Source organism: Pseudalkalibacillus berkeleyi, from assembly GCF_021608225.1.
Lineage (GTDB): Bacteria > Bacillota > Bacilli > Bacillales > Fictibacillaceae > Pseudalkalibacillus > Pseudalkalibacillus berkeleyi.
The window spans coordinates 1,954,914-1,967,238 of the sequence record NZ_JAKIJS010000001.1; the positions used below are offsets into that span (position 1 = coordinate 1,954,914).

The 12,325-nt window shown below is 39.2% G+C and carries 11 protein-coding genes; 1 reads left to right on the forward strand and 10 read right to left on the reverse strand.

Annotated elements, in window-relative coordinates:
- Position 1: 1 nt before the first annotated feature.
- From L2716_RS10325 to hemA, 4 genes are all read right to left on the reverse strand, one after another.
- On the reverse strand, positions 2-784 hold the full coding sequence (locus tag L2716_RS10325) for a uroporphyrinogen-III synthase (RefSeq protein WP_236334289.1): 783 nt from the start codon (positions 782-784) through the stop codon (positions 2-4).
- Entirely contained in the window at positions 781-1,719 is a 939-nt protein-coding gene (hemC, locus tag L2716_RS10330) for a hydroxymethylbilane synthase (RefSeq protein ID WP_236334291.1), read from the reverse strand. The genes L2716_RS10325 and hemC overlap by 4 nt, the downstream gene beginning before the upstream one ends.
- Positions 1,720-1,815: 96 nt before the next feature.
- A complete protein-coding gene (locus L2716_RS10335; RefSeq protein ID WP_236334293.1) occupies positions 1,816-2,643 on the reverse strand; it encodes a cytochrome C assembly family protein in 828 nt (275 codons plus the stop codon).
- A gap of 27 nt (positions 2,644-2,670) precedes the next feature.
- Positions 2,671-4,044: a glutamyl-tRNA reductase gene (hemA, locus tag L2716_RS10340; RefSeq protein WP_236334295.1), complete on the reverse strand. Its 1,374-nt coding sequence runs from the start codon at positions 4,042-4,044 to the stop codon at positions 2,671-2,673.
- Positions 4,045-4,358: 314 nt separating this feature from the next.
- On the opposite strand from hemA, the gene L2716_RS10345 reads away from it, so the two are divergent.
- Positions 4,359-4,820 carry a hypothetical protein gene (locus L2716_RS10345; RefSeq protein WP_236334297.1) on the forward strand — a complete coding sequence of 154 codons (462 nt, stop codon included), beginning with the start codon at positions 4,359-4,361 and terminating at the stop codon, positions 4,818-4,820.
- A gap of 55 nt (positions 4,821-4,875) precedes the next feature.
- Here L2716_RS10345 and L2716_RS10350 read toward each other — a convergent pair whose 3' ends face one another.
- From L2716_RS10350 to lonB, 6 genes are all read right to left on the reverse strand, one after another.
- Positions 4,876-5,616, reverse strand: a complete 741-nt coding sequence (locus tag L2716_RS10350; protein ID WP_329610114.1) for an amino acid ABC transporter ATP-binding protein — start codon at positions 5,614-5,616, stop codon at positions 4,876-4,878.
- Positions 5,617-5,630: 14 nt separating this feature from the next.
- Complete coding sequence (locus tag L2716_RS10355) at positions 5,631-6,290, reverse strand: amino acid ABC transporter permease (RefSeq protein WP_236334299.1); 660 nt, start codon at positions 6,288-6,290, stop codon at positions 5,631-5,633.
- A gap of 119 nt (positions 6,291-6,409) precedes the next feature.
- Entirely contained in the window at positions 6,410-7,201 is a 792-nt protein-coding gene (locus tag L2716_RS10360; protein ID WP_236334301.1) for a transporter substrate-binding domain-containing protein, read from the reverse strand.
- Between the two features lie 274 nt (positions 7,202-7,475).
- Complete coding sequence (yihA, locus tag L2716_RS10365; RefSeq protein ID WP_236334303.1) at positions 7,476-8,057, reverse strand: ribosome biogenesis GTP-binding protein YihA/YsxC; 582 nt, start codon at positions 8,055-8,057, stop codon at positions 7,476-7,478.
- A gap of 2 nt (positions 8,058-8,059) precedes the next feature.
- Positions 8,060-10,372, reverse strand: coding sequence for an endopeptidase La (lon, locus tag L2716_RS10370; RefSeq protein WP_236334305.1), 2,313 nt, complete (start codon positions 10,370-10,372; stop codon positions 8,060-8,062).
- 188 nt (positions 10,373-10,560) lie between these two features.
- Positions 10,561-12,228, reverse strand: coding sequence for an ATP-dependent protease LonB (lonB, locus tag L2716_RS10375; RefSeq protein WP_236334307.1), 1,668 nt, complete (start codon positions 12,226-12,228; stop codon positions 10,561-10,563).
- Between the last annotated feature and the right edge of the window lie 97 nt (positions 12,229-12,325).

A 12,325-nucleotide genomic window follows, 5' to 3' on the forward strand; every position in this document is an offset into this window, starting at 1 on the left:
GTTACTCCTCCTTTTGAATAAAGGACTCAATCGAATCGACTAAGCCGTCAATCGTATATTCTTTTGCAATGATATTTGCGCTTATCCCATATTCTTTAAGTGCGTTAGCTGTAATCGGTCCAATGCACGCTGTGTAACGATCATTTAACGAAAAGTCTTCTCCAACTATTTTGAAAAAGAAATGAACAGTTGATGGACTTGTAAAAGTTAAAATATCAATATGCTGATCCATCACTTCTCTTAACTTAGTTTGATGCTTTGGGTCAAAATACGTCTCATATAGAATGACATCATGGACATCTAAGCCAAATTCTCTAAGTGAATCCTTAATGGTCGATCTTGATAAATTACCGTGTGGAATGAATACACGATCTGACCGGTCCGTTTGAGTTTTAAATTCAGTTACAAACTGCTCTCCAACAAACTCAGAAGGGTAGAAGTCTACCTTCACACCTAAATCTTTAAGTAAATGATACGTTTTTCTTCCGATTGCTGCAATTTTACATGCTTGCAACCTGCTTATAGGTAGTTTTTCTTCGTTCATCAATTGGATAAAAAAACGAACAGCATTTTGAGATGTAAAAACAATCCATTGAAAATCATCGACCTGATGGATGGCTTGTCTCACATTTGACGTATCATCTGGTAACCGAAAAGAAAGGAGGGGGATGACAAGCGCTTCCCCTCCTTTTTTTTCAATTTCACGAACAAAAGGAAGCGCCTGTTCCTCAGATCTCGTTATTAATATTTTCTGACCTGATAAAGGCTTCTCCCGTTTCATCATGACTGATCAAGCTCCTCTTTAACTTGATCTAATATATCTTTTGCGCCTCGTTCATCTAGGCGTTTAGCTAACACTGTTCCAATCTCTTCAGGATTTGTGCCTTCAATTGTATCTTTAATAATTGTTTTACCGTCAGGCGTTGATACAAATCCAGTCAATTTAATGATACTTGACTCGGAATCAAGCTCAGCAAGTCCACCAATCGGAACTTGGCATCCCCCTTCAAGTGTTCTTAAGAATGCACGTTCAGCTTTTACCGTATCGAATGTCTCTGGACAATTAATCTTCTCTAACCAAGACTTTAATTCTTGGTCTGTTTCACGACATTCAATAGCAAGTGAACCTTGTCCTACTGCAGGGATACAAACGTCTTGTTCTAAATACTCAGTAACGATGTCATCTGACCAACCCATACGTTTAAGTCCTGCTGCTGCAAGGACAATCGCGTCGTAATTATCCGTTTCAAGTTTAGAAATCCTTGTGTCAATATTACCACGAATCCATTGAATCTTAATATCCTGACGCTTCGCTAATAGTTGTGCGCCTCTTCTGAGACTACTCGTACCTATTACTGATCCAGCTGGAAGATCTTCAAATTTGGTATGATTCTCAGAAATGAGTGCATCACGATAGTCTTCACGTGGAGGTGTGCATGCTAACTCCAATCCATCAGGAAGAACCGATGGCATATCTTTCATACTATGAACTGCAAAATCAATTTCTTCGTCAATCATTGCTTGTTCAATTTCTTTAACGAATAATCCCTTTCCACCAACTTTGGATAGAGTTACATTTAGAATTTGATCACCTTTTGTGACGATCTCTTTAATTTCAAACTCGAATGGTGCACCCGCTTTTTTCAACTGATCAATCACCCAACGTGTTTGGGTCATTGCTAATTTACTTCTACGAGAACCGACAACGATCTTTCGCATAATTGGCCTCCAAACTGAAAATTTATTTCAATAAATATTTGATATTTTTTTGTGTATATGAAGGTATCGATGTACAACTTATCCTACAAGGTACCACTAGTACCAAAGATGAAATTCTGTCAATGTAGCCGCCAAAAAGTAATTAATCAGGATGACAAGCAATCCCGCAACATTCCAATAGGATAATTGTCGACCATAAGTGCCTCTTACAACCCTTAAATATAAATAATAACCATAAACAATCAAAACAATGAATGAGCTAATTACTTTAGCATCATAGAAAATAGCAGGTGCAAGATTCATTTTATAGCCGTATATCAACCCCAAAACTAAGCTAAGGAACATGATTGGGACCCCTACTACATTAAGGAGATATGATAAATTGTCTAGCTTCCCAAGGCTATCAAATCGCCAGAGCTTCTTCCCGACTTTCTTCTCTTTCAACATGTTGTACTGCGTCACATACATAATTGAAAGGATGCTAGACAACGTAAACGCACCATATGCGATGAAAGCCATCGTAATGTGGATGATAGCAAGCTCATTAATCAATTGATCTGAAAATTGAGGAGAGACATAACTGTTTGGTGCAAACCAACTGACAGCCATTAGGATAAATCCAATAATATTTGTAAAGAAAACAAAAAAGTCAACTCGGAAGAACCAGTTGATCAATAATGATAGGGTTACAATCATCCATGAATAAAAGAATAGCCCTTCAGTCGGCGTCAATACTGGAAATCGATTCGTTTCAAATACCCGAAAGACTAGAACGGCAAATTGCAATACCCAGACAATAGAAAGCAACCAGAAGGCAATTCGGTTCGCCTTCCGGTTGTTTTGTAGGAAATCAACAAAATATCCTAATACACTTAATGCGTATAAAATAATTGTAAGGTCATAAATCCACCTAAAACTACTCACGATATGACTCCTCTCCAGGGAGCAAGACTAATTAACAGCCGGACTAGAAGCTGGTGATGAAATATTTTTTTCTTCTTCAGCCTCCGACATACTTTGTTCGCGAGCAAGACGCTCCTCTTTTAAAACCCTGTCCAATTCTTCTTCAATCCCGAATAACTGTGTGAATAAATCTAAGTGTTCATGCGCGTTTGGTTCAGCTGCAAGTTCCTTTATCCGAGTAATTGGATCACGAAGCAGTTGATTCACAATACTCTTTGTATGTTTACTAAGAACCTTACGTTCACGATCAGTCAATTCAGGCATTTTACGTTCAATGCTATTCAACGTTTCCCCTTGAATCATAAGAGCCTTCTGTCGAAGAGCCGTTATAATCGGTACGACGCCTAACGTATTGATCCAATTTAAGAAAGCAAGTAGCTCTTCTTCAATAATCACTTTAATTTTCTCAGCTTCATACTGACGCTCAGCTAAATTGGCTTCAACAATGCCTTCAAGGTCGTCAATATCGTACAAGAATACACTTTCTAAATCTTGCAGATCTGGCGACAAGTCTCTTGGAACTGCGATATCAACCATGAAAAGAGGCTTCCCTTTACGTTTCTTCAAAATCGGAGCAACAATAGATTTGCTCAATACATAGTCAGTTGAACCTGTTGAGCTAATCACTATGTCAGCCTTTAATAAAGACTCCTCTAAGTGGTCCATCGTGTAGCCTGTACCATTAAAGCGTGTCGCTAATTCTTCCGCCTTCTCATACGTTCGATTCAACACCGTAATTTCTTCGGCTCCGTTACTGCAAAGGTGCTTTGCAGTTAATTCTCCCATTTTTCCTGCTCCAACGATTAAGACGTTCTTTCTTTCAAGACCGCCAAAGATCTTCTTAGCAAGCTCGACAGCTGCATAACTAACTGAGACTGCATTTTCACCGATATCCGTTTCTGAATGAGCGCGTTTAGCAAGTGTGATAGCTTTTTTGAACAACTCATTAAAGACCGTTCCTGTCGTTCCTGTTTCTTGTGCTGAGAAAAAGCTTGAACGAATTTGTCCAAGAATTTGTGTTTCGCCTAAGACCATAGAATCTAATCCACAAACGACCTTAAAGAGATGTTCAATCGCATCTTCACGTTCTTGTATCTTCAAATATGGTGTAAGAAGATCTTTATCCAAAGCGAACCAATCAGCAAGAAATGCTTTTATATAATATCGCCCAGTGTGTAACTGGTCTGCGACTGCATAAATTTCAGTACGATTGCAGGTCGAGACGATCACACATTCAAGTATACTTTTTGTTTCCCTTAATTTCTTCAGCGCCATTTCCAACTCACCAGGTTGAAAGGACACTTTTTCACGGATTTCGACCGGGGCAGTCTTATGGTTTAATCCTACTTTTAAAATGTGCATCGTTCGTCACCCCCTGTAAGTAATATGTATTAAAATAAGTCTTAATAGTAGACAATCAAAAATAAAACATTCATAGTTATTTCCACTAGATAGTATAACATGGACATGCCATCCATAGATGTTAGAAATGTGAACAGTGTTTGAATGTCTTATGATAAAATAATTCCTGACGGATACGAATAAGTATTCCCGGATATTGAGTTAATTAGTACAACTAGCTCTATATAGCCAATAACCACTTATAATGTATCAAATTTCGAAGTTTTTCGCAAAAATTCAACACGTCTAAGACGTTTCTACTAAAGGAGGAAATCATGAAACAGGGTATCTTTCCAGGGACTTTGATCGCAGGGATCGGACTATACTTTCTATCTAAACAATGGGCTGTTCCTTTCATTGGTGAAATGGATGCTTTACCTGCATTTCTATTGATTATCGGTATTGCTTTCTTACTTCAAAGAAAAGAGCCATATGCGCTATTCTCCGGGGTAGTCATATGTGGCATTGCGATTCACTACTATGCGAGTGGCAATATATCAAATTGGCCCGCGATATGGATCGTTTATTTATTAAGTATCGGAGTTGGATTTATTCTACAGTACAACAAAACAAAGCAGAGTGGACTTTGGCTAGGAGCTGCATTAACAATTCTGGCACTCATTGCGTTGTTCGCTAGTCAAACAAACGGCATATTTAGGGAAATCATCCAGTACACAGAACGTTTTTGGCCAGTAATCCTTATCCTTGTCGGAGGCTATCTTATTAAGAAAAAATAGAGATCAAAAAAACCTGGTCCAACCGAAATGGTTAGCCAGGTTTTCATATTACCTATTACAGTATAGAACTAAGAAAATCTTGTGTTCGTTGTTCTTTAGGTTGGTTGAAAAGATCTTCTGGGTGCCCCTTTTCAACAATCCTTCCGTCATGCATATAGAATACCCAATCAGCTACTTCCTTCGCAAATCCCATTTCATGTGTAACGACAACCATCGTCATTCCCTCTTTGGCTAATTGTTTCATTGTTGATAAAACTTCTCCAACCAGTTCAGGGTCTAATGCTGACGTTGGTTCATCAAACAACATGATATCAGGTTTCATAGCGAGCGCTCTAGCGATTGCAACACGTTGCTTTTGTCCCCCGGATAATTTAGAAGGATAAACATTGGCCTTGTCTGCAAGACCGACTTTATCTAACAAATCCTTCCCTTCTTTCATTGCTTTCGCTTTACTTAATCCTTTAACCATAGTAGGTGCTTCAATCACATTTTCAAGCACTGTTTTATGGGGAAACAGATTAAAATGCTGAAAGACCATTCCGACCCTTTCACGGACCTTATTCAAATTATCACTCTTAGGATCGATTTCCTTCTCTTCAATAATAATTTTCCCGTCGTTTTTAATCTCTAAGAAATTAAGACACCTGAGTAAGGTACTCTTACCGGAACCACTTGCTCCAATCAATACGACAACATCGTTCTCTTTGACAACCATATCGACATCTTTAAGGACATGTAAGTCACCGAATTTCTTATTCAATTTCTCTATTTTGATCATTTCACGTTTTTCGCTCATATCCACTCACTCCTTTAATCACTAGCTGAGAGCTTTTTCTCCATTATGCCAACAACGGCTGTTAATAAGAAAACGAGAATCAAATAGTAAACAGCTACGATCAATAAATAAGTCATTGAATCAAAGCTATTTGCACCTGAAGTTGTTGCTACATTAAATAGCTCGTACATACCAATGAATGCAGCTAACGAGGAATCCTTTAACCCTATGATGAACTGATTCCCGAGAGGTGGGAGAGCTCTGCGGAACGCTTGTGGTAAAATGATCCTTCTCATCGTAAGAGCTGTCGTCATTCCTAAGGAACGTCCTGCCTCCATTTGACCTTTGTCAATGGACTGGATCGTGCCACGGAAAATCTCCGCTATGTAAGCACCGTTATGGAAGGCGAGCGCGAGCGTCGCAGACCAGAACCCTGAAATATTCAACTCTGAAAGTCCGAAGTAGAAAATAAAGATTTGTACGATCAACGGTGTTCCTCGCACAATGTAAATATAGACATTTGCAATACCTTCCAATACTTTTATTTTAGAAATTTTCAGTATTGCGAAGAAAAGTCCTATAAAAATTGCGATGAAAATAGATACTGCTGTAACCTGCAAGGTAAGTAGCATACCTTTAAAGAACACTGGATAACTATCAATAAATGTCTCAAAAAAGTGAGCAAAACTTGGCAACGTGTATCATCTCCTTCAGCATCTAATTAAGTTGTTAAATCAAAGCTTGTATCGCTAGAAGACGTGCTTAATAAACGAATGTGCGCATAATTGCGCACATTCGAAAGGATTTCCATCAATTACTCAGGCTTTGTCGTAATATCTTCACCAAAGTACTTCTTACTCAGTTCCTTTAATGTTCCGTCTTCACGTAAAGTTTCGAGTGCTTTATTAATATCTTTCAATAGTTGTTCATTCTCTTTAGAGACAGCAATCGCTTGCTCACTTCTGCCAAGTAATTCTCTTGCTTCAATTTTGAACCCTTTACCGATCGCTTCTTTTCCAGTTACAAAGTCTGTAATAACAGCATCATGTTTCCCTTTACTTAATGCTTCAAGCGCGGTTACATCACTATCATAAACTCTAATTTGATCGGTTACTTCTTTTGCAGTTTTTGCATAAGTTGAACCTTTAGAAACAGCAATTTCTTTCCCTTTCAAATCATCGAGTGTTTGAATATCACTATCTGGTCTTGTAAAGATTTGTGGACCTGAATAATAATATGGCGTTGAAAAATCTACAGCTTTCTTTCGTTCATCTGTAATCGTATGACTAGCTACCGCTGCATCGAAACGACCTGTTTTTACACCTTCGACAATACTTGCGAACTTAAATTTCTCTTGGTTAGGTTCTAACCCTAATTCTTTCGCAACCGCTTCAGCTACTTCAATATCAAATCCAGACATTTCACCTGAAGCATCTGTCGTACTAAATGGTGCAAACTCCCCCGAGGATGCAAAGGTAAACTTATCGCTTTCTGCGAGATCGTACTTTGACTCTCCCTCACCATTTCCACTATCCGAACCACCACATGCAGCTAGGAGTAGAGAAAATGCTAACAACATTGTTGCCCATAGACTGAATTTCTTCATTCTGTTTTGACCCTCTTTCTATTATTTTTTGGATGCGGTATACGAGAAACATACAGAGGTATAAAGCTGAATCTTCCGAAAATTACTGACATTAGTGTGTGAAGGTCCAAACAATCGTCACACATATTTCTCTCTATCTCTGTACGTTCCTCTATGTAATGGATGAAGTATTCCATTAAATCTCCATTTATTTGGCAGCATCCATACAACTACCTTCTACACAGAAATACAAAAACCTCCCTGTTTTTTAAAACAAGGAGGTCTCTACTATTTTCTAAAGTTGACTTTCAATGGTTGACCAGACTTTTTCCTTACCGAATGAGGTCTCCGAAGAGAAAGGAAGGACTACTGTGCCTTTTTCCATTTTCAATGTTTCCCGTATTACTTTAATGTGTTTTTGATGCTTCCCTTTTGGAATCTTATCGGCTTTTGTTGCCACGACTAATACAGGGATCTCGAAGTGGTTCAGCCACTCATACATCATTTGGTCTTCCTTAGATGGTGCATGTCGAATATCAACGAGTAAGACAACAGCTTTCAAGTCTTTACTTTCCATGATATATTCTTCTATCATGCGTCCCCATGCGTCTCGTTCTTTCTTAGAGACTTTTGCAAATCCATATCCGGGAACATCCACAAAATACATCTTTTCATTTAATAAATAAAAGTTGAGAGTTTGTGTTTTCCCCGGCTTAGAAGACGTTCGCGCTAGGCTCTTTCGGTTGATCATCTTGTTAATGAACGAAGATTTCCCAACATTAGATCGTCCTGCTAATGCGATTTCCGGCTTCAGGTCATTTGGGTATTGTTCTTTTTTTACGGCGCTGATTATAAGTTCAGCAGTATTGATTTTCATCCTTATTCCCCTATCAATGCTTCTTTTAATACTTCATCTAGATGAGCGACAGGAACAAATGTCAAATCCTTCTTTACGCTTTCCGGAATGTCATCTAAGTCTTTCAGGTTTTCCTCTGGGTAAATGATTTTCTCCAGCCCAGCCCGATGCGCGCTTAACGTTTTTTCCTTGAGTCCACCAATGGGTAAAACACGTCCACGAAGTGTAATTTCACCTGTCATACCCACTTCTTTTCGAACTGGTCGGTTTGTAAGAGCAGAGATTAACGCTGTTGCCATTGTTATCCCTGCAGAAGGACCATCTTTCGGCGTTGCGCCTTCAGGCACGTGAATGTGAATATCATTCTTCTCAGAAAAGTCCGGCTCGATGTTCAATTCAGCTGCTCTTGACCGAATATAGCTGAAAGCTGCTTGAGCTGATTCTTTCATGACATCGCCAAGCTTACCTGTTAAAATGAGCTTCCCTTTTCCAGGTGATACAGATACTTCAATTGAAAGTGTATCTCCACCTGCAGTCGTATAGGCTAACCCAGTTGCAGTCCCAATTTGGTCTTCAACTTCTGCTTGACCATACCGGAATTTAGGTTTTCCTAAATAATCTTCGATGTTCTTATCCGTTATTATGACACGCTTTTTTTCTCCGGAAACGATTTGCTTGGCAGCTTTACGGCAAAGTGAAGCGATTTGGCGTTCTAAATTACGCACACCCGCTTCTCTTGTGTATCGACGTACGACCTCAAGTATCGCTTCGTCACGGATTTGGACTTTACCTTTTGTGAGACCATGTGCTTCCGTTTGCTTCTTCACTAAGTACTGTTTCGCAATGTGAAGCTTTTCTACTTCAGTATATCCAGCAATCTGAATCAGTTCCATACGATCAAGTAGAGGTCCTGGGATGGTTGCCATGTTGTTAGCTGTCGTGACAAACATGACCTTCGAAAGGTCATACGGCTCTTCAATATAATGGTCACTAAACGTGTGATTTTGCTCAGGATCTAGAACCTCAAGTAAGGCCGATGCAGGATCACCACGGAAATCATTTGCCATTTTATCGATTTCATCCAAAAGGAAAACAGGGTTGACTGAGCCAGCCTTTTTCATACCTTGAATGAGACGTCCTGGCATCGCGCCTACATATGTTCGCCGGTGCCCTCTGATCTCAGCTTCATCACGCACGCCTCCGAGTGAAATGCGTACGAAATTCCGCCCTAAAGTACGTGCAATGGATCTTGCGAGAGATGTTTTACCAACGCCTGGAGGACCAACTAAACAAAGAATCGGACCTTTCAATGAATTCGTTAATTGCTGAACAGCAAGATATTCTAGAACCCGCTCCTTCACCTTCTCGAGGCCGTAATGGTCCTCGTTAAGGATGTCTTCAGCATGGTTAATGTCCAAATTGTCTTCTGTTTCTTCAAACCAAGGAATGTTTAGGAGCCACTCTATATAATTGCGGATCACTGAACTCTCAGCTGAAGTTTGCGGCATCTTTTCATATCGATCGAGCTCTTTAAGAGCTGTTTTCTGAACATTTTCAGGCATTTGTGATTCTTCTATTTTTTCTTTTAAGGTAGAGATTTCACCAGCTTTACCTTCTTTATCTCCGAGTTCTTTTTGAATTGCCTTCATTTGTTCACGGAGGTAGTATTCTTTTTGGGTCTTTTCCATAGATTTCTTTACACGTTGACCGATTTTCTTTTCTAGCCCAAGGACTTCTTTTTCGTTGTTCAAAATTTTGATGATTTTATTTAAACGTTCTTTAATATCCAAAGTCTCTAAAATCTCTTGTTTTTGCTTAATCTTCAGCGGTAAATGTGAAGAAACGACATCAGCTAAACGTCCTGGCTCTTCTATATCCTGTACTGAAGCGAGCGTTTCCGCTGTTACTTTTTTCGATAGGTTTATGTACTGTTCGAAGTATTGCAAGAGCATACGCATGAGTGCCATTTCTTCGGAATCAGCATTTTGTCTTTCGTCAATTAAGTCTACTTTAACTTCAAGATATTCTTCTTGTTCCTGGAACTGTTGAATCTTCCCTCTTTGTAGACCTTCCACAAGAACACGAATTGTACCATTCGGAAGTTTAAGCATTTGGTTCACTTTTACAAGTGTTCCCATATGATAAATTTCTTCTTCCGTTGGTTCTTCTATGGCCACTTCTTTTTGAGTGGATAAAAATATTTTCTGATCATCCATCATTACCTGTTCAAGAGCCTGTACAGACTTTTTTCGTCCCACATCTAGGTGAAGTACCATACTTGGATAAACGAGCAGTCCCCTTAAAGGTAACAACGGTATTTCTCTTGTTTGAGCCATAGAAACACACCTCCAAAATTCTATTTCAATCACCAGTCAATTTGGCTATGAGTATGTAAATGAAAATAGGTATTTCATCTTATCAATTTTACCCGTAAATACTAGGTTTGTCTAATGAGAGACAATAAATGCGGAAGTGCTAAAAATTAAATAATACGATTCTATACTAACAGCATAAAGCCCTCACCTCAGACAACCTTAGGTGAAGACTCTTGTGCAGTTATTTCTTCTACTCGTTCTTTTGGAACCTTTTCTTTAAAGACGTATTCAAAAATTTCATCAAGGTGATCGACGTATTTTATTTCAACGCCTTGAATTTCCTTTAAAATGGATTGGTGATTGTCTTTTGGCACGAACACTGTTTTTACTCCTGCTTGACTTGCTGCAGTTACTTTTGCGAATACGCCTCCAACTGGTTTAACTTTCCCATGTATACTAATTTCGCCTGTCATTGCTAGCGTATTGTCCACTTCAATGCCTTTAATGGCAGAATAGATGGCTGTTGCTATTGCAATCCCTGCCGAAGGTCCATCAACAGGTGCACCACCTGGGAAGTTGATATGGATGTCAAAATTACTGGCTGGAACGCCCATCCTTCTTAATACAGTGATTACATTTTCCACAGAACTTTTCGCCATACTCTTCCTTCGTATCGATTTAGATTGACTTCCGATGCTTTCCTCTTCAACAATACCCGTAATCATGATTGTTCCCTTTTCTTTTGTGGGGATGACTGTCGCTTCTAGCTCCAACAATGCTCCCGTGTTAGGGCCGTATACTGCAAGTCCATTCACATATCCGACACGTGGGCTTGGATGAATGTTCGTTTCCATCTTCGGTGTTAATTGGCTCGAATGGAGCACCCATTCAATGTCTTCCTTAGTTAAGAGCTTACGATCTTCGGTAATGGCTAGTCCCGCAGCGATTTGAACACTATTTACTGCTTCACGACCATTTCTTGCATATCTAGACAGTAACTCTAGTGCAGATTCTTCGATACTGAAATGAATCTTTTCAACTGCCCTTTTGGCTATTCTGACGATATCTTGTGTCGTTAATTCTTTAAAGAAGATTTCTAAACATCTTGACCTGATTGCAGGTGGTATTTCATCAGGTGTTCGAGTAGTTGCACCAATTAAACGGAAATCTGCAGGTAATCCATTTTGGAAAATCTCATGTATATGCTGTGGTATTTGATTATTTTCTTCACTATAATAGGCACTTTCAAGAAATACTTTACGATCCTCTAGCACTTTCAGAAGTTTATTCATTTGTATTGGATGAAGTTCTCCAATTTCATCTATGAACAATACTCCACCGTGTGCATTTGTTACCGCCCCTTGTTTCGGTTGTGGAATACCCGCCTGACCCATAGCGCCTGCACCTTGATAAATCGGATCATGCACAGAGCCAATCAATGGATCCGCAATACCTCGCTCATCAAATCGAGCTGTTGTAGCATCTAATTCTACAAACACTGCAGTTGGTTTAAACGGTGATCGAGTATTTTTCTTAGCTTCTTCTAATACGATTCTTGCCGCTGCTGTCTTACCGACCCCTGGAGGACCATAAACAATAACGTGCTGCGGATTCGGTCCACATAGTGCAGCCTGAAGAGCACGAATCCCTTCTGCTTGCCCGATAATTTCATCAAACTTGGATGGCCTAACTTTTTCAGATAATGGTTCACTTAGTGATATGCTTCTTAGTTTTCTTAATTGATCCATTTCCTTTCGAGATTCTTTATCTATTGATACTTTTTGAGTCCGCTGGTTTCTTAACAAATTCCAAAAATAGAGCCCGATAATGACACCAAAGAATAGTTGGATGATTAACGCAATTCCTGTCCAACTCATGCTTTCCCCTCCTATATGTATGTTCGTTATCATCTAGTATCTCCGGGCTTTCTAAGTACTAAACGTTACGATTATTTTTCACATAAAAAAAACACCT

Bases quoted from the DNA above. Each gene is read 5' to 3' on its own strand.
- hemC (WP_236334291.1), bottom strand. From the start codon at position 1,719: ATGCGAAAGATCGTTGTCGGTTCTCGTAGAAGTAAATTAGCAATGACC.
- yihA (WP_236334303.1), bottom strand. From the start codon at position 8,057: ATGAAAATCAATACTGCTGAACTTATAATCAGCGCCGTAAAAAAAGAA.
- lon (WP_236334305.1), bottom strand. From the start codon at position 10,372: ATGGCTCAAACAAGAGAAATACCGTTGTTACCTTTAAGGGGACTGCTC.
- L2716_RS10360 (WP_236334301.1), bottom strand. From the start codon at position 7,201: ATGAAGAAATTCAGTCTATGGGCAACAATGTTGTTAGCATTTTCTCTA.
- L2716_RS10350 (WP_329610114.1), bottom strand. From the start codon at position 5,616: ATGAGCGAAAAACGTGAAATGATCAAAATAGAGAAATTGAATAAGAAA.
- L2716_RS10325 (WP_236334289.1), bottom strand. From the start codon at position 784: ATGATGAAACGGGAGAAGCCTTTATCAGGTCAGAAAATATTAATAACG.
- lonB (WP_236334307.1), bottom strand. From the start codon at position 12,228: ATGAGTTGGACAGGAATTGCGTTAATCATCCAACTATTCTTTGGTGTC.
- L2716_RS10345 (WP_236334297.1), top strand. From the start codon at position 4,359: ATGAAACAGGGTATCTTTCCAGGGACTTTGATCGCAGGGATCGGACTA.
- hemA (WP_236334295.1), bottom strand. From the start codon at position 4,044: ATGCACATTTTAAAAGTAGGATTAAACCATAAGACTGCCCCGGTCGAA.